The organism is Lysinibacillus sphaericus (assembly GCF_002982115.1).
Classification (GTDB): domain Bacteria; phylum Bacillota; class Bacilli; order Bacillales_A; family Planococcaceae; genus Lysinibacillus; species Lysinibacillus sphaericus.
The window spans coordinates 1,661,382-1,677,867 of the sequence record NZ_CP019980.1 but is presented as its reverse complement, the minus strand read 5'-3'; the positions used below and the strand labels follow the sequence as shown (position 1 = coordinate 1,677,867).

19 protein-coding genes are annotated in these 16,486 nt (G+C 37.1%); 9 read left to right on the top strand and 10 right to left on the bottom strand.

Translation table 11 applies throughout. The annotated features are described in order from the left end of the window. Positions 1 to 40: 40 nt before the first annotated feature. On the top strand, positions 41 to 1,129 hold the full coding sequence (gene serC / locus LS41612_RS08385) for a 3-phosphoserine/phosphohydroxythreonine transaminase (protein ID WP_024362969.1): 1,089 nt from the start codon (positions 41 to 43) through the stop codon (positions 1,127 to 1,129). Positions 1,130 to 1,439: 310 nt separating this feature from the next. Next, positions 1,440 to 1,775, top strand: a complete 336-nt coding sequence (locus LS41612_RS08380) for a hypothetical protein (RefSeq protein WP_024362970.1) — start codon at positions 1,440 to 1,442, stop codon at positions 1,773 to 1,775. An 80-nt stretch (positions 1,776 to 1,855) separates the two neighbouring features. On the opposite strand, the gene LS41612_RS08375 is transcribed toward LS41612_RS08380, so the two are convergent. From LS41612_RS08375 to LS41612_RS08365, 3 genes are read right to left on the bottom strand one after another with little or no spacing between them, the layout of a single operon-like run. Then, positions 1,856 to 2,284, bottom strand: coding sequence for a Fur family transcriptional regulator (locus LS41612_RS08375; protein WP_024362971.1), 429 nt, complete (start codon positions 2,282 to 2,284; stop codon positions 1,856 to 1,858). After that, positions 2,281 to 3,144, bottom strand: a complete 864-nt coding sequence (locus LS41612_RS08370; RefSeq protein ID WP_024362972.1) for a metal ABC transporter permease — start codon at positions 3,142 to 3,144, stop codon at positions 2,281 to 2,283. The genes LS41612_RS08375 and LS41612_RS08370 overlap by 4 nt, the downstream gene beginning before the upstream one ends. Positions 3,145 to 3,158: 14 nt before the next feature. Beyond that, a complete protein-coding gene (locus tag LS41612_RS08365; protein ID WP_024362973.1) occupies positions 3,159 to 3,905 on the bottom strand; it encodes a metal ABC transporter ATP-binding protein in 747 nt (248 codons plus the stop codon). A gap of 108 nt (positions 3,906 to 4,013) precedes the next feature. Between LS41612_RS08365 and LS41612_RS08360 the strand changes: the two genes are divergently transcribed. The 6 genes from LS41612_RS08360 to LS41612_RS08335 all read left to right on the top strand — a co-directional run bounded on the left by LS41612_RS08360 (position 4,014) and on the right by LS41612_RS08335 (position 7,999). Next, on the top strand, positions 4,014 to 4,250 hold the full coding sequence (locus LS41612_RS08360) for a Nif11 family protein (RefSeq protein ID WP_024362974.1): 237 nt from the start codon (positions 4,014 to 4,016) through the stop codon (positions 4,248 to 4,250). A gap of 278 nt (positions 4,251 to 4,528) precedes the next feature. Next, positions 4,529 to 4,921, top strand: coding sequence for a hypothetical protein (locus LS41612_RS08355; RefSeq protein WP_024362975.1), 393 nt, complete (start codon positions 4,529 to 4,531; stop codon positions 4,919 to 4,921). A 215-nt stretch (positions 4,922 to 5,136) separates the two neighbouring features. Beyond that, positions 5,137 to 5,934, top strand: coding sequence for an NADH dehydrogenase FAD-containing subunit (locus LS41612_RS08350; protein WP_233433837.1), 798 nt, complete (start codon positions 5,137 to 5,139; stop codon positions 5,932 to 5,934). Between the two features lie 67 nt (positions 5,935 to 6,001). Beyond that, positions 6,002 to 6,655 (top strand): hypothetical protein, encoded by a 654-nt coding sequence (locus LS41612_RS08345; RefSeq protein WP_137034876.1) that lies wholly within the window; start codon positions 6,002 to 6,004, stop codon positions 6,653 to 6,655. Beyond that, positions 6,652 to 7,350 (top strand): hypothetical protein, encoded by a 699-nt coding sequence (locus tag LS41612_RS08340; protein ID WP_024362978.1) that lies wholly within the window; start codon positions 6,652 to 6,654, stop codon positions 7,348 to 7,350. The genes LS41612_RS08345 and LS41612_RS08340 overlap by 4 nt, the downstream gene beginning before the upstream one ends. 13 nt (positions 7,351 to 7,363) lie before the next feature. Then, positions 7,364 to 7,999, top strand: a complete 636-nt coding sequence (locus LS41612_RS08335) for an ABC transporter ATP-binding protein (RefSeq protein WP_024362979.1) — start codon at positions 7,364 to 7,366, stop codon at positions 7,997 to 7,999. 67 nt (positions 8,000 to 8,066) lie between these two features. Here LS41612_RS08335 and LS41612_RS08330 read toward each other — a convergent pair whose 3' ends face one another. The 5 genes from LS41612_RS08330 to LS41612_RS08310 form a co-directional block, all read right to left on the bottom strand. Further along, positions 8,067 to 8,261 carry a helix-turn-helix transcriptional regulator gene (locus LS41612_RS08330; RefSeq protein ID WP_024362980.1) on the bottom strand — a complete coding sequence of 65 codons (195 nt, stop codon included), beginning with the start codon at positions 8,259 to 8,261 and terminating at the stop codon, positions 8,067 to 8,069. Positions 8,262 to 8,275: 14 nt separating this feature from the next. Next, positions 8,276 to 8,779 carry a DUF6773 family protein gene (locus LS41612_RS08325; RefSeq protein WP_024362981.1) on the bottom strand — a complete coding sequence of 168 codons (504 nt, stop codon included), beginning with the start codon at positions 8,777 to 8,779 and terminating at the stop codon, positions 8,276 to 8,278. 260 nt (positions 8,780 to 9,039) lie between these two features. Beyond that, positions 9,040 to 9,855 (bottom strand): lipid II flippase Amj family protein, encoded by an 816-nt coding sequence (locus LS41612_RS08320; RefSeq protein ID WP_024362982.1) that lies wholly within the window; start codon positions 9,853 to 9,855, stop codon positions 9,040 to 9,042. A 250-nt stretch (positions 9,856 to 10,105) separates the two neighbouring features. Then, positions 10,106 to 11,002, bottom strand: a complete 897-nt coding sequence (locus tag LS41612_RS08315) for a deoxyribonuclease IV (protein ID WP_024362983.1) — start codon at positions 11,000 to 11,002, stop codon at positions 10,106 to 10,108. Positions 11,003 to 11,014: 12 nt separating this feature from the next. Further along, the gene (locus LS41612_RS08310) at positions 11,015 to 12,316 is read right to left on the bottom strand and encodes a DEAD/DEAH box helicase (RefSeq protein WP_024362984.1); all 1,302 of its coding nucleotides are present in this window, start codon (positions 12,314 to 12,316) and stop codon (positions 11,015 to 11,017) included. A gap of 299 nt (positions 12,317 to 12,615) precedes the next feature. Between LS41612_RS08310 and LS41612_RS08305 the strand changes: the two genes are divergently transcribed. Beyond that, on the top strand, positions 12,616 to 13,671 hold the full coding sequence (locus LS41612_RS08305; RefSeq protein WP_024362985.1) for a 2,3-butanediol dehydrogenase: 1,056 nt from the start codon (positions 12,616 to 12,618) through the stop codon (positions 13,669 to 13,671). Between the two features lie 87 nt (positions 13,672 to 13,758). Here the strand turns inward: LS41612_RS08305 and kdpC are convergent, their stop codons facing one another. Both kdpC and kdpB read right to left on the bottom strand, forming a co-directional pair. Further along, positions 13,759 to 14,400 (bottom strand): K(+)-transporting ATPase subunit C, encoded by a 642-nt coding sequence (kdpC, locus tag LS41612_RS08300; protein WP_024362986.1) that lies wholly within the window; start codon positions 14,398 to 14,400, stop codon positions 13,759 to 13,761. A 12-nt stretch (positions 14,401 to 14,412) separates the two neighbouring features. Then, positions 14,413 to 16,476 carry a potassium-transporting ATPase subunit KdpB gene (gene kdpB, locus LS41612_RS08295; protein ID WP_024362987.1) on the bottom strand — a complete coding sequence of 688 codons (2,064 nt, stop codon included), beginning with the start codon at positions 16,474 to 16,476 and terminating at the stop codon, positions 14,413 to 14,415. Positions 16,477 to 16,486 lie beyond the last annotated feature (10 nt).

The window sequence follows — 16,486 nt, the reverse complement described above, 5'->3', positions numbered from 1 at the left end:
TAAAGGTGCTTTTATTAAACAAAACAAGGAGTGTACCATTTTGACACAACGAGCATACAATTTTAACGCAGGTCCTTCTGCACTACCCCTAGAAGTATTAGAAAACGCTCAACAACAATTAGTAAACTTCCGTAATTCAGGTATGTCTATTATGGAAATGAGTCACCGTAGTGCAATTTTCGACGAAGTACATAACGAAGCAATTGCTCTATTAAAAAAACTTTATGCTATTCCAGAAAACTATGAAGTACTATTCTTACAAGGTGGGGCAAGCCTTCAATTCACAATGGTACCGATGAACTTCCTCCAAGCCGATAAAAAAGCAAGCTATGTATTATCTGGTTCATGGTCAGAAAAAGCATTCAAAGAAGCTAAATTATTCGGTACACCTGTTGAAGCAGCAAGCACAAAGGAAAATAAATATCGTAATATCCCAGCATTATCAGATATTCAATTTAATGAAGACGATGCATACGTGCACATTACTTCTAACAATACAATTTATGGTACTCAATGGAAAGAATTCCCTGAAACAGGTCATGTTCCTTTAGTAGCAGATATGTCAAGTGACATCCTATCTAAACCTGTAGACGTAAGTAAATTTGGTATCATTTATGCAGGTGCGCAAAAAAACCTTGGTCCTTCTGGTGTAACAGTCGTTATTATTCGCAAGGATTTACTAGAAAAAGCAAATAAAGAAATTCCAACAATGCTTAAATATACAACACATGCGGATGGTAACTCATTATATAATACACCACCAACATTCGGTATCTACATGTTAGGTGAAGTATTGAAATGGGTGGAAGCTAAAGGTGGCGTCGAAGCTGTTGCTAAACTTAATGAAGCTAAAGCACAAGTAATTTACGATGCGATCGATAACAGCAATGGCTTTTATAAAGGTCACGCAACGCCAGAAAGCCGTTCATTAATGAACATCACGTTCCGCGTCGCTGATGAAGAACTTGAAAAACAATTCCTAGCTGAAGCAAAAGCAGCTGGATTTATCGGTTTAAATGGTCACCGCTCAGTAGGTGGTTGCCGTGCATCAACATATAATGCTGTGCCATTAGAAACTTGCGAAGCACTTCGCGATTTCATGGTAGCATTCCAACAAAAACACCAATAATGAAACAACGACGAATGCTTGTAAAAATAACAACATTCGTCGTTTCTTTTTTTAAAATGCATATTCTGCTCTTTAAACATAACATTCTTTCCTATTCCCCACCGATAGACTTCTATCTCTATGACAACCATATCGGTACAATCACACCTTTGCCATATAAAATAAACTTTAACAACATTTATTAAAAGAAAAAAATAGTTTTTTCTTTGTTTATCGGACATATTACCACCCTCCATTCTTCAACAAAACATAGATTATTAGTGTAAGGCAATAGCTTTACATTAAGTGATGGAGAAAGGAGGTAATATGAATGGAAGATAGACGTTATGTTACTCATATGAACTGGGCTCCTTGTAAATGTCATAAACCTTGCAAATGTAGCCACAAAAAAGAACATGAATGTAAAGAAGAGAAATGCCACAAAGCAGTGAACAACTGCAGAAGCTGCATCTGTGAGCAATTAAGAAAATTAGAAGTTGGAGCTGTAGTTGATGTTTTCTTAGCAGGCGGTCTTAGTTTCCTTGGTTTAACTTTTGTGAGCTTCAATTGTAGAAATTGCTGTGCTTATTTCCTAGAAGCTGGTTCAACATCACCACTTATTATCGATTGCAAAAAAATAGATGCTATTCGTGTAGTAAGAGCATAGTAGCCTTCTTTCACTGAGAATGGAGTATACCCTTTCCTTCTAAACATACTCCTTTGATATAAGTAAAAACCCTGTCAAAACTAATTTGACAGGGTTTCATGTTTACATTCTGGGCATTTTCCGTAAATTTCAAATTTATGATTTTCAATTTCATAATCTGGAAGCTTCTCACCTAACATTTCCATCGGGCAAACATTCAGCTCTTTTACATTGCCACAATCCATACAAATGAAATGATGGTGATGATGTTCAGATTCACAATGCATACGAAAATTTCGTTCACCAGACAACTCAGTCTCTTCTAAAATGCCAAGCTTTACAAACGTTGAAAGATTACGATAAATTGTATCGAAGCTCATACCTGGAAAATCTTTTTTCAGCACATCTAATAAATCTCGAGCGGTTAAATATTTATCCGTTTCCGCAAACATATTTAAAATTAACTCACGTTTATCTGTTTTTTTATAGCCGTTTTCTTTTAAAATTTCCCACGCTCTTGAAATATTCACAGTGCTTCCTCCCCTTGTTTTACAGATACCTTTAACATTATTTTCTTCACGATAATAACTAGCAATAAAATAAGAATAGACGTAACGACAATCGTACCACCTGGCGCTAAATCTAAGTAAAATGCACTTACTAATCCTATGAACACTGCTACCTCGCCAAATACAATTGCATAGAGTATCGTTTGTTTAAAACCTTTAGCCAGACGCATGGCGGCAGCCACTGGCAAAGTCATTAAAGATGAAACAAGTAAAATACCTACGATGCGCATACTAGCAGCAATTACTAGTGCTGTCACAATCATAAACAACAGGTGAACCCAGCGAGCTGGCAAACCACTTGCTTTGGCATATTCCTCATCAAACGATAGCACAAATAATTCTTTAAAGAAGAAATATAAAAACACAATAACTACAATCGCAATCCCAATAACGACCCATAAATCCTGCCTCGACACAGCCGAAACAGAACCAAATAAATAGCTCATTAAATCGGTGCTAAAGCCACTGGCAAGTGAAATAAAAATTGCGCTAATGCCAATTCCACCAGACATAATTATCGGAATGGCAAGTTCTTCATAATGCTTATATAAACGGCGTAAGCGCTCAATTAATATCGAGCCACTCACAGAAGCAAGTATGCCTAAGTAAATTGGGTTGAGCATTGCTAATGCAGCAACAGACTGACTTACATATAAGCTACCAGCAATCCCCGCAAGTGTAACATGGGATAATGCATCAGCAATCAGTGATAGCCTACGAACTACGATAAATACACCTAATAGTGGTGCGATGATGCCAATTAATAAGCCAGAGAAAAAGGCATTTTGTAAAAACTCATAGTGAAAAATTGCTTCAATCATTGTGCCTTCTCCTTTTAGTGAATCTTTCTCACCGAATGGCCATACCAAGCGTCTAGCGCATCCTGAGAAATCGAATCAAATTCGTTTTTGTAGCCGTGGAAATGAATTGTTTGATTAAGGCAAGCAACATGGCTAATGCGGTTTGATACCGTATCAACATCATGTGTAACAAGAATCATCGTAATTCCTTGTTCCCTATTCAATTTCGCCAGCATATCATAAAAGGACTGCACATTCTCGTGATCAATGCCGACTGTTGGTTCATCTAAAATTAGTAATCGTGGCTCACTGACTAAAGCACGTGCAATAAATACGCGCTGTTGTTGTCCACCAGATAACTCGCCAATATTTCGTTTCATAAAGGCGTCCATCCCTACGGCTTTTAATGCCTCGTATACTTTGCTTTTGGCATCCTTCGAAGGACGCTTAAAGAGCCCTAATTTTTTTGATAATCCACTAATAACTACTTCTTGAACCGTTGCAGGAAAACCAGAGTTGAAGGCATTGGATTTTTGAGAAACATAGCCAATCCATTCACGATGTTTAAACGTTGCACTTGGCTCTCCAAATAATGTAATTTCACCAGACATCGGTTTTAATAAACCTAAAATAATTTTCAGTAATGTCGATTTCCCAGAGCCATTCGGACCTAGGAGCGCCAAAAAATCTCCTTCTTCCACACGAAATGAGATGTTTTTTAATACTTGTGTATAGTCATATTGAAATGACACATTTTCAATGTCAATTAATGCTTGTTTCATGCATGATCGCTTCTTTCTAATTCAAAATCATTACGATTTACAAATTGTAAGTATAAATGAAAGTTTAGTATTTGTAAAGAAAACAAAACTTAAAAGGAGGGATTTTTTGTGAGTATTCAATTTTTGCAACAATTATCTCAAAGTAGTGATAAAGAAGTTGTAGCGATTGCCCGTGCCGAAGGTTTTGACATTACCACTTCTGAAGTGAAAAAGCTTCGACCTTATCTAGAGCAATTCTCTTTTTCTTGGCTCTTTTTAGGTATTCCAAAAGATGTACTCAGTGAAGTGGAAGCAGTACTCGGACGAAAACGTTCTCGCCAGCTTATTGCACTTTTTACTAAATAATAGAGTATTGCCCGAAAGTCAATTTAGACTTTCGGGCTTTTTTATGTCTTTTCAACCTTCCAAAACCTACCTATTTTTCGAATTTTTTTTGAATTTTAATGCTAGAAAAATTGGCTTTTCTTTGCAAAAAATATTGAAGTTCAAAAGTTTTGAATTTTATAATAATTGATAATTAGAGAATGAAATACCCCTTTCTCTATGAATCTTTATTGTTACTTCGTTGTTTTGTTGCTTTTGGTTTATTCTCATCAAAATACAAAGAAGGAGTTGGATTTTACATGAAGAAAAGACTAGCAACAACCGTTTGTGCCTTAGGATTATTGGTGAGTGCGGGTGTAGCAAGTGCGGGAACGAGTGCTATCACCTATGCGAAGGAACTGCCCAGTTTATCGAGAAATATCTATTTAGCAACAGGGACTAAAGACAATAATAGTAACTCAAAAGTTGAAAACTCTATAGTTGGTCAAGATTACAGAGCAACTATGTGGATTGTGGATGCTAAAGGGAAAAAGGTTTCTAATACTGCTAAAGATGTAACTGATAATGATACACGTTTCTTCATTGTAGATCAAAGTGCTGTTGGTGGCGATGTAACACTAGTAGCAGAAAATGACCAAAGAAAATTGGTGAGTGTAGAAATCTCAGGAAGATTTTATCCAGACACAAGATGAAATAGAGCACGCCAAATATTAATATAACAACGTTCATTGTCATTCTTTTATCGATTTTTAGAAAGGGTTGTCTTATTCAAGAATAGGGACAACCCTGTTTTTGAGTAGGAGGATATCAATGCTTATCGAATATAAAAAAACTATTTAACAATAAAAACTTTTATCTTAGCATTTGTGCCTTAATACTGCTTGTTGTGATTGCTGTCGTAATAGGTGTGAAAGAACATAACGAAGAGTATCAATTAACTGAACGGATTTATAGCCAATACTATGACGAAGAAATTGTGAAAGATGTGCTTATTTTTATTTCTCCGCATAAGCAATGGCTCGGTTTTACGAATAATTTCGCATCTGAATTGTATTATTTACTATTTCCGTTGTTGATTTCTATTGCACTTGTAGATTCAATTTATCGTGAAAGAAAAAGTGGCTATCAACATTTTATCTTTATGCGGATGGATAAACGAAAATATTACACAGCAAAGTTTGCCACTACTTTTTTCACTACCTTTTTTATGTTCGTAGTGCCACTATGTTTAGGTGTAGTGCTTGTTAATCTATTTACGAATCATTGGGATTATACAGCCTATACTAATATTTATATAGGGTTTGTTGAAGGGACATTGGCGATACCTGATAATGCGATAAGTGTTTTTAAAGGAGATATCCAACCTCTTTTTTCGGATTTACTCAGTATATCTCCTTATTTATATGCTGCTGTATTTTATATTATCGGTGGATTGTTTGCTAGTGCGTATGTTTGTATGGGGCTAGCGCTTTCCATGTTTATTAAAAATTATTATTTAATGATTTTTATGCCGCAAATTATTTATACAAGTATTTGGTTTTTAGCTACCAATAACCCAAAATGGGCTCCCTTTTTCTTTTTAGCCCCAGATGGTATACATGGAGACAACACCATTTCCATTATGGTTGTCGAATTCCTGATGCAAATTTCACTTACATTTGTCATCTACTTTATTGGCATGAGGAAATATGAAGATGTTTTATAAATACTTGACATATTGTCTGCAGGATATTCGCTTAAAAAAATTGCTCTTTTGGATTGTGGCATGTTTTATGATAATGTTACATCTATTTGAAGTATTACCTATCACTTCAGTGGCTAATAGATGGCATACACTGAAAGACTTTATAGTAGCCTCTCGTTATGAGCACTTCTATATTCCTGTTTTTTTATTATTATTAGCGCCTTTTTCATCAAAAGACAATGATTGGCTATTACTTAGAAGATATCGACACCGGCAGCAATTTGCTTCGTATAAAGTTTGCTTCGTTTTTATCGTGACCGCCTTTTTTACAGCAATTGTTTTCGGAAGTAGTTTGTTGAGCACATCGCTAGCGAAGTCGCTTTTTTCACCGTATCTCACAAATTACAGTGCCTTATTATTATATGTGCCTGAGCCTAAAGAAAACGGTTCATTACTTTACTTTATCTATATGTTTTATTGTGTTACGGTTATTTTCGGGTTGCTTTATATCGTGTTCCAACAACTTTTCAAAAATAACTTCATTAGTGCAATTATAGTTATGATTCTTGGCATGTTGGATCGATATATAAAGCACTTTGTGTTTATTGCCTTTCATAAAAGTGAATATACGTCCCCTATTAGTTCATTCTTTATATTAGTGGCTGTTACGATATTATTAATCAATGCCATTCATTACTTAGTCAATAAACTAGACTTTTACGTGCGAGATGATGATTCATGACAACATTTTCGTTAGAGTGGAAACTACTGCGAGAAGATGCCCTTAAAATTAGTTGTATTTGTATTGTCTATCCATTATGTACTACTTTATTGCTACTCCATATGACATCTCTTTTTGATGGACTGACATTGTACCAAGCATATACTGCGCTTTTAGGTAAAGTGGAGGAACTTACTTGGATGTATTGGACTTTGTTATGGTTTGGTTATGTGCTATTAATTCAAATTGTTTGGAAGCCTCGCTCCACTTCTTTTTCCTACAATATGCTATTACGCTATCCAACAAAAGGTTGGTTTTGGCTTAATCGGCTACTAATCCTACTTATATTCACGGCGTGCTATGTCGCAATCACTTATATCATGTGCTTTTTCCTTTTTTTAAAAGCTCACGTGACGCTACAATTTGATATCTTGATTGTTCTACAGGCATTCTTTCTACTCATTAATATGTACTGTCATGCATTGCTATGGAAAATAATCGAATTATTATTTTCAGCAAAAATAGCGACGGTTTTACTGATCGTCCTATTTTTTGCAGGTATTAAACGATCAGCTCCTTATATTCCGTTCTATTATGGGCTAATGGGAAATTTCGACGCAAACATGTTCGCTGTCATTCTAGTGATTGAAGGGCTATTTATTTGTCTTATGTGTTTATTTATTGTTCGAATCGGCTTAAAAAATGATTATTATTAGGGAGGGTTGCTAGATGTCGATTGAAGTATCAAACGTTTCCAAGGTGATCAAAAAACGCATGGTGCTACAAAATATTAGTTTTCAGCTAGAGCGGGGCAACATTTATGGTTTTGTGGGGCACAACGGTTCAGGGAAATCAATGTTGTTTCGGGTAATTTGCGGCTTAGTGAAGCCCAGTGCTGGAACAGTAAAATTATTCGGAGATGTGTTACATCATGATATTTCGTTTCCTAAAAGTGCAAGTGTTATCCTTGAAAAACCTGGTTTTTTAGAGCACTACTCAGGATTCTCCAACTTAAAATTTTTAGCAGCGATTCGCAATCAAATTACTGACCAGAATATAAAAGCTGCGATAGCAAAAGTAGGTTTAGACCCCGAAGATAAACGCCCTGTTAAAGCATACTCTCTTGGGATGAAACAAAAACTAGCCATTGCTCAAAGCATTATGGAAACACCTGAATTGATTTTACTAGATGAACCCATGAATGGTTTGGATGAAGATTCTGTACAAAATGTCTATGACATTATTAACGCTGAAAAACAGCGAGGAGCAACTATTTTATTAACATCCCATAATAAAAATGATATTGAGTCTTTATGCGATCAAGTTTATAGACTGCGTGAAGGCGTGTTAACTGAAACCTATTGAATTTATTTTCTAAAGTTAAGCGAAAAACCGCCATTTAGCGAAGGGCTAAATGGCGGTTTTTATTGTCTTACTCTTCCCAAAATAATTCATCCAACGTTTTATTTAACGTTTTACAAATCGCAATACATAAGTTTAACGTCGGATTATATTTCCCAACTTCAATTAAACCGATTGTTTGGCGGGTAACCCCTACTTTTTGAGCTAAATCTTCCTGTGACAAATCATGCTCTATTCGAGCCATTTTTAAACGGATGTTTTTCATGCTTATCACCACTGTTAATCTTCTAGATTTTTTTGTACGACTTGGTCACTTTTCTTTTTTGCAGCCATATATGATAAGCCTAAAAATCCTGCAAAAAATGGTACATAGATAATTAGCGATACTAAGAAAACCATGAAGAAATATTTATATGCTTGTTGTGTGCTATCTGCATAGTTAAAGGCACTATTAAGACCAAAAAAAATCGCCAGTACCAAACCAGTAGCCACTCCATAAATGATATTTTTCGTCTGTAATTTTATTTTACTGTTACTATCATGAACCTCTACTTCATCTGTTAAGATACCTAGATAAGCCGTCCTAACATAATAATAAACAGATGACACAAATATAATCAACCACTCTGTTAATACATTGTCCAACGACACGCCCATTTTAAAGAACTTTATTACAATAGAAATGGAACAGACAATCATAATCAGCACATACATCTCTTTGTATATTTTATTTTGTAAATTTTTAACACGTTCATCTACTTGCTTTTTTTGTTTCTTATACATAATTTCCCTCCATTTGTTTTATTACTATTAGAATATGAAATTATATTGCTTTTTGCAACATATAAATTGCATTTAGTTATTTATAAATTACAAAATGCAAAGTGATTTACAGTGAAGACATAAAAAAAGACACATTTCCTTGTAGAAAATGTGCCTTAAAATCTAAACTATATTATAGGATTAAGCTTACGATATGTTGTAATTCTTACTTCTTCCAGTAGATGAATGCCTCGTTTTAACAGCCATTTCTGTCTTAGCACCTAAGTAATAAGCTTTGCAAACCAAGCTACATAATGTGCCCCAGGTATAAATAACACTTGCGCCAAAATCGTTCCTAAAAATCTAGAGGTCATCATCATAACAGATGCTCTTTTTAAATCAAGATAACTTCCCCGCTGATTGATAACATCATCCGCAAGTATAGAAATTTTAGGGTCAATAAAAATAATTAACAAAATTGTTGCTACGCCATTGATTAATCCAGACGCCATGACAGCTGTTGCCTTTAATTCAGGGACTAATAAACCAGCATATAAAGAAGATAAAACACCAATAGTATAAATCGCTGTAATCACAATGTTCATCACAAATAGTTTAACTGGAATATCTCGTAAGCCAATGCCCTTTACATAAGCCAAGCTTGGCTTGCGAATATGTTTAATACCTCTTCTTACATAGTCAAATGTGAAGCCTTTCTTCAATAAAGCTGGAATCGACCCTCTTTCCTCAGCCAAATGAATGATGCCTCGTGAAAAGATGGCTACGAAAGTCGGCAGTAATAATATCCCCATTAGTGTCCCTAATGATGCCGCTCCTATAATAAAGCGATATTGGCTTTCTACAAAAGCTAGCGCATTGTCAGCAGGCGCTGTATCCACTAAACTCCCCGTAAACGGTTGTTGCATCATATTCGCTAGCCTTGAAACCATCACCATTACATTAAACAGAGATAAAGCTGAAGCTAGTAACTTTACACGTGCCCCTGATAAACGTACCGCATAGGCAAGTGTCTCGATTGAATGAATGATGAGAATAAATAAAGCAATCATAATTAATTTATCAGTAATTATTTCCATTCTCTATACCTAATGTTCTTTCCCATTATTTCACATGTAGACGTTTGAATTTCAAAATAGTTCCGAACCGCACGATTGAGATACCCGCGAATTTAAACTGTTTACCCGCGATTGGTGTTTAAATACCCGCGATAAAACTCTCTTTACCCGCGGAAGCCGTTCAAATACCCGCGATATAGCCTCGTTTACCCGCGATTCATAAAAAAACGTAGACCAAACACAATTTGCATTGCGTTGGTCTACGGTTCTCTTACTCTCCTCGTAAGGCGTTAATAAGCTCTGGCTTATATTCTCCACTACGTAGCATATCAATTTCATATTTATACGGTGCTGTTTTAGTTTTCGCATCACTATTTAGAGCAACAAATGGTGTTTCTAAAATCTTCGGTACCGCCATTAATTGCGGATGATGAACCACGTATTTTAATGCATCAAATCCGATATGTCCAAAACCGATATTTTCATGGCGGTCTTTACCTGCACCACGAACGTTTTTAGAGTCATTTATATGAAGAACTTTGATGCGATCTACACCGATTATTTTATCAAACTCGTTTAATACCCCATCAAAATCTTCAACAATATTATAGCCAGCATCATGTGTATGGCATGTATCAAAGCATACAGAAAGGCGCTCGTTATGTGTCACACCATCGATTATTTTTGCAAGCTCTTCGAAAGAACGTCCACACTCTGTTCCTTTCCCTGCCATTGTTTCTAATGCAATTTGCACGGGATAGTCTTGTGAAAGTACTTCATTTAAACCTTCAATAATTTTAGCAATACCAGCATCTGCCCCTGCACCTACATGGGCACCAGGATGTAAAACTATTTGTGTAGCTTCCAACGCAGCAGTGCGTTCAATTTCAGATTGTAGGAAATCTACACCGAGACGGAATGTTTCTGGTTTTTCTGTATTAGCAATATTAATAATATAAGGAGCATGCACAACAATATTTGTCATGCCGTGCTCTTTCATGTGCAACAGACCATTCATAATATTAAGGTCTGCAATGGATTTTCGACGCGTGTTTTGTGGAGCACCTGTATAAATCATAAAGGTGTTCGCACCATAAGAAAGAGCTTCTTTACTAGAGCCGAGCAACATTTCTTTGCCGCTCATTGAAACATGTGAGCCAAGTAACATATTTATGCCTCCTTATTTTTTGCCGCGAGCTTTTATGCGACGTTCGCGTTTTTTAATTTTTTCCATTTCCCATTTCATATTACGTTTGTAACCTGGTTTTACTTTTTTCGGCTTACGTACTAAAGATTTTGCTTTCGCATCAATCTCATTTTCGTGCTTCACGCGGTTTTTACGTGCATGACGCTCTTTTAGTTCCGACCATTCACCATCTTTGACATCCTTTTGTACAAACGGTATACCCATTTTCTCAATACGAGCTAATGCATCCTCGTCAGAAGGCTCAAATAATGTAATCGCTGTTCCTTTATTGCCTGCACGTGCTGTTCGTCCAACACGGTGAATAAAGAATTCTAGATCTTCTGGAATTTCATAGTTAATGACATGTGAAATTCCTTGAATATCGATACCGCGCGCTGCAAGATCTGTTGCTACGATATATTGAAACTCTAAATCGCGAATTTGCTTCATCATTTTTTTACGATCACGTGGCGTTAAATCACCATGAATTTGACCACAACGAATCCCTTGCTCGTTTAAATAGCCCGCAACTTGCTCTGCATTTTTACGTGTATTGGTAAAAATGACCGCTAAAAACGGGTTAATGCCTTCAATAACATCCTGTAAACGTCTGTTACGAGATTTCGAACGAACAGGTACAAGGACGAAATCAATACCTTCTGCCACGGGACGTTTATCGTTCATATGAACATGAACAGGCGCTTCCATGTATTTTTTTAAGAATGGCTGTAAGCGTTCTGGAATTGTTGCAGAGAACACGAACATTTCAAGCTTTTCTGGCATTTGAGAAGCAAAGCCATCAATCTCTTCGATAAAGCCCATATCGAACGCTAAGTCCGCTTCGTCCACAACTAACATTGGTGCCGTATGCACAAATAACGCTTGAGCTGAAACAAGGTCACGAATACGTCCTGGTGTACCAACAACGATTTGTGGTTGCGTTTTTAACTTATCAATGGAGCGTTGTTTGTCCGTACCCCCAATAAATAATTTCGCTTGAATGTCTGTTCCTTCTATTAATTGATTTAACGCATCAAAAATTTGTTGAGCCAACTCGCGTGTTGGAGAGGTAATAACCGCTTGTACCTCTTGTTTGTCGACTTGAATGCGTTGTACGATTGGAATAAGGAAACTATGTGTTTTCCCTGTACCCGTATGTGCTTGTCCAATCGCACTTTTCCCTTTCAGGATTAGTGGAATAATTTCCTTTTGTATTGGTGTTGGTTCTGTGAAGCCAAGCTTTGCAATTGCGTCCTGCAAAAATGGCTGAAAATTATAATCAGTATATTTTGACATAATTCGTTCCTCCTTACATCTTTCCCATTGTACCATGATTCGGCCTTTTAGGGATGTTTACGTACTATTAACATAAGCATTTACAATATTCTCTTGTTTTTTTCATCGATGCAACGCTAACCCTTAACAAACTTACTTTAATTACGACTATTATGCAATGAAAAAAGTAAAGTGTGAAAAATGTGAAATAATTTAATGGACATTTCGTATTTTTTATGTCAATTTTTGTCCAACTAATGATTTGCATATTTTCCACATGTTAATATAAACATGAATAATAGTATTGGAGGTTGATAGTGATGAAAGCAGCAAGATGGTATAAAGCAAGAGATATCCGTGTAGAAAACATTGAGGAGCCTTCCATTGCATCCGGTAAAGTAAAAATTAAAGTACATTGGACAGGCATTTGTGGAAGCGATTTACATGAGTATGCAGCAGGACCAATCTTTATTCCAGTTGAACAGCCACACTCTATCAGTAAAGATATAGCACCTATTGTAATGGGCCATGAGTTTTCTGGCGAGGTAGTTGAAGTTGGGGAAGGTGTTACAAAAGTAAAAATTGGAGATGCTGTCGTTGTCGAACCTATTCTCTCTTGTGGCGAATGTGCTGCTTGTAAAAAAGGGAAGTACAACATTTGTAAACAACTAGGTTTCCACGGACTTTCTGGCGGTGGTGGCGGATTGTCAGAATATACTGTGGTAGATGACCACATGGTACACAAAATGCCAGCAGGACTTTCTTATGAACAAGGTGCTCTTGTAGAACCAGCCGCAGTAGCTTTACATGCAGTTCGCCAAAGCAAATTAAAAGCTGGCGATAAAGCCGCAGTTTTTGGAACAGGGCCAATTGGTCTTCTTGTTATCGAAGCATTACGGGCATCTGGAGCTTCCGAAATTTATGCGGTGGAACTTTCAGCAGAACGTGCTGCAAAGGCGATGGAACTAGGAGCAACAGCTGTTATTAATCCGCAAGATGAAGATGCTGTTGAACGTCTTCATGCCTTAACAAATGGCGGTGTGGATGTGGCATTTGAAGTTACTGGCGTTCCTGTTGTTTTACAGCAAGCTATTGACTCCACTACGTTCGAAGGTGAAACAATCATCGTTTCTATATGGGAATCAAGCGCTTCTATCCAGCCAAATAATATTGTATTGTCTGAGCGTACTGTGAAAGGTATTATTGCCTATCGAGATATCTTCCCAGCTGTTATGGAGTTAATGACCAAAGGATATTTCCCAGCGGACAAACTTGTAACTAAGCGCATTGGGCTCGATGATGTTGTAACAGAAGGCTTTGAAGCGTTAATGAAAGAGAAAAACCATATTAAAATTCTTGTCAATTCACAAAGCTAATATAGACCCTTTTATTGTAAGCAGATAGAGAAAATACCTCTATACCATTCTCTCTATCTGCCCTATTGAAGTTATACTTTACACTACTTATTCATTGTCCTTCATTTGTTTAAAAATAGCTAAATTCGCCATTAAGAAGTTCACTTTCTCTTCCCCAAATAGACCGAGCGCCCGCCCTTCTGTATTAGCCTCCACAATTTTTTCGATTTCCTTCTCTGACAGCCCGCTTGCATTGGCAATTCGATCGATTTGAATGCGCGCTGCTTGCACACTAATATGTGGGTCTAAACCCGATCCGGATGCCGTCATAAGATCAGCAGGAATGTCTTGTCTTTTTATAGTCGGGTTTGCCTGTAAAAACGCTTGAATATCTCCCTCTATACGTTTTGTTAATTCTGGATTGGACGGAGCATAATTGAACGTTCCAGAGCTCACGCCACCATAAGCTATCTCACCATTGTTATCTGGTACAATATCTTCTTGTGTATAAACATTATAGTTAATAGATGAAACACGGCCCTTAAAAAACGCTGCTGATGTAAAGGCTTGCCCAAGCTTTTCCGAACCAACAGCTTTTCCGTCAACTTCCACAATGCTACCATTCGCCTGATGCTTAAATAGCCCTTGTGCGATACCCGTTACCGTCACAGGGTAAATTAAACCACAGACTACAAACATGATGAAAGAAACCATTATTGCTTGCTTGACATTGTCCCAAAATCTATTCATATTATTTTCCTCCTATAGACCAAGCATGGTTAACAGTGGCCCTGTTAGTAAATCGATCACCTTTATACCGATAAACGGCGCAAGGATACCACCTAGTCCATAAACAAATAAGTTTTTCTGTAATAATTTTGTAGCACTCATCGGCTTATACTTTACGCCTTTTATCGCAATGGGAATTAACATCGGAATAATCACCGCATTGAAAATTAAAGCGGAAATGATGGCACTTGTCGGCGAATGAAGTTGCATAATGTTGAGCGCATTCATTTCAGGTACTGCAACCATTAACATAGCAGGTATAATAGCGAAATATTTTGCCACATCGTTTGCAATACTGAATGTTGTAAGTGCACCACGCGTCATTAATAATTGCTTTCCAATCTCTACAACTTCAATTATTTTAGTTGGATTTGAATCTAAATCAACCATGTTGGCAGCTTCTTTTGCTGCATTCGTTCCTGAATTCATAGCAAGACCGACATTCGCCTGTGCTAAAGCTGGTGCGTCATTGGTACCGTCCCCAGTCATCGCCACAACTTTTCCAAGTGCCTGCTCATCTTTAATCACCTTTATTTTATCCTCTGGCTTACTTTCAGCAATAAAACTGTCAACGCCGGATTCTTTAGCAATAGCGGCTGCTGTTAGTGGATTATCCCCTGTGCACATAATTGTTTTGATGCCCATTGCTCGCAACTGTTCAAAGCGTTCTTTCAAACCGGATTTTACAACATCTTTCAGATGGATGACACCCAAGATATTATGATTCAACGACACAACAAGTGGTGTGCCCCCAACAGCAGATACTTGATGCACTAACTGTTCCAAATTTGTAGGAATATGTTGTCCTGCTGCAAGACTATCTTGTTTAATCGTATCATAAGCCCCTTTTCGAATGATCGTCCCATCCTGCAAGTTCAATCCACTCATCCTTGTCTGTGCAGTAAAGGGAATATGCTCACTATATTGAATCAGTTGTTGTTCATCCGTTGTAGTTACCCCTAAATCACATGCCAATGATAAGATAGATTTCCCTTCTGGTGTATCATCTGTCAGCGAACTAAGCCATGCAGCTTGCATCAAAGTTTGTTGGTCAACTCCTTTGACTGGTAAAAACTCAGTTGCCATGCGATTACCGTACGTTATTGTGCCTGTTTTATCTAATATAAGAGTATCTACGTCTCCGCAAGCTTCCACAGCTCTACCAGACATTGCAATGACATTAAACTGCGTCACTCGGTCCATACCAGCAATACCAATAGCAGAAAGTAAACCGCCGATGGTCGTTGGTATTAAGCAAACTGTCAGTGCAATTAACGTTGCAATGGAAATGTGTACATTTAAATAAGTAGTCATTGGATATAATGTCACGACCACTAATAAAAAGATGATTGTCAAGCTAACTAACAATGTATTTAACGCTATTTCATTAGGTGTTTTTTTCCGACTTGCTCCTTCGATGAGGGCAATCATTTTATCTAAAAATGACTCTCCTGGCAGTGAAGTAATTTCAATCATTAGCCAATCACTTGTGACAGTCGTACCACCAGTAACAGATGAAAAATCTCCACTGCGTTCTTTTACAACTGGTGCAGACTCACCAGTAATGGCTGATTCATCGACTGTGGCAATCCCTTCAATGACCTCGCCATCATTTGGAATCACTTCCCCTGCTTGCACTAAAACAATATCCCCTTTTTTCAGCTCATGTGCCTGTTTCATCACTTCTGTACCATCCGCTAAAAGGACACGTGCTTGTGTATCTGTCTTTGTATTTTTTAACGTTTGTACTTGTGCTTTTCCCCGCCCTTCAGCGATGGATTCTGCAAAGTTAGCAAATAAAATCGTAACAAAGAGAATGATAGCGACAATGGCATTATAGAGCTGAGCATGCTCTCCTTCCGCGCCGCCAAGTAGATTAGGAAAAAACGATAACAACAGAACAAAAATAAAACCGATTTCTACGACAAACATGACGGGATTTTTTATCATCGTAACTGGATTAAATTTCTTCAATGCGCCTATCAATGAGCTCTTTACTAAATCGCTCGTGATAAAACCTTTTCTTACAGTTTCCATTTGATTCTCT

Coding starts and splice junctions, on each gene's coding strand:
- LS41612_RS08380 (WP_024362970.1), top strand. CDS start 1,440: ATGGAAGATAGACGTTATGTTACTCATATGAACTGGGCTCCTTGTAAA.
- LS41612_RS08370 (WP_024362972.1), bottom strand. CDS start 3,144: ATGATTGAAGCAATTTTTCACTATGAGTTTTTACAAAATGCCTTTTTC.
- LS41612_RS08365 (WP_024362973.1), bottom strand. CDS start 3,905: ATGAAACAAGCATTAATTGACATTGAAAATGTGTCATTTCAATATGAC.
- LS41612_RS08355 (WP_024362975.1), top strand. CDS start 4,529: ATGAAGAAAAGACTAGCAACAACCGTTTGTGCCTTAGGATTATTGGTG.
- LS41612_RS08345 (WP_137034876.1), top strand. CDS start 6,002: ATGATAATGTTACATCTATTTGAAGTATTACCTATCACTTCAGTGGCT.
- LS41612_RS08340 (WP_024362978.1), top strand. CDS start 6,652: ATGACAACATTTTCGTTAGAGTGGAAACTACTGCGAGAAGATGCCCTT.
- LS41612_RS08335 (WP_024362979.1), top strand. CDS start 7,364: ATGTCGATTGAAGTATCAAACGTTTCCAAGGTGATCAAAAAACGCATG.
- LS41612_RS08330 (WP_024362980.1), bottom strand. CDS start 8,261: ATGAAAAACATCCGTTTAAAAATGGCTCGAATAGAGCATGATTTGTCA.
- LS41612_RS08325 (WP_024362981.1), bottom strand. CDS start 8,779: ATGTATAAGAAACAAAAAAAGCAAGTAGATGAACGTGTTAAAAATTTA.
- LS41612_RS08320 (WP_024362982.1), bottom strand. CDS start 9,855: ATGGAAATAATTACTGATAAATTAATTATGATTGCTTTATTTATTCTC.
- LS41612_RS08315 (WP_024362983.1), bottom strand. CDS start 11,002: ATGTTACTTGGCTCACATGTTTCAATGAGCGGCAAAGAAATGTTGCTC.
- LS41612_RS08310 (WP_024362984.1), bottom strand. CDS start 12,316: ATGTCAAAATATACTGATTATAATTTTCAGCCATTTTTGCAGGACGCA.
- LS41612_RS08305 (WP_024362985.1), top strand. CDS start 12,616: ATGAAAGCAGCAAGATGGTATAAAGCAAGAGATATCCGTGTAGAAAAC.
- kdpC (WP_024362986.1), bottom strand. CDS start 14,400: ATGAATAGATTTTGGGACAATGTCAAGCAAGCAATAATGGTTTCTTTC.
- kdpB (WP_024362987.1), bottom strand. CDS start 16,476: ATGGAAACTGTAAGAAAAGGTTTTATCACGAGCGATTTAGTAAAGAGC.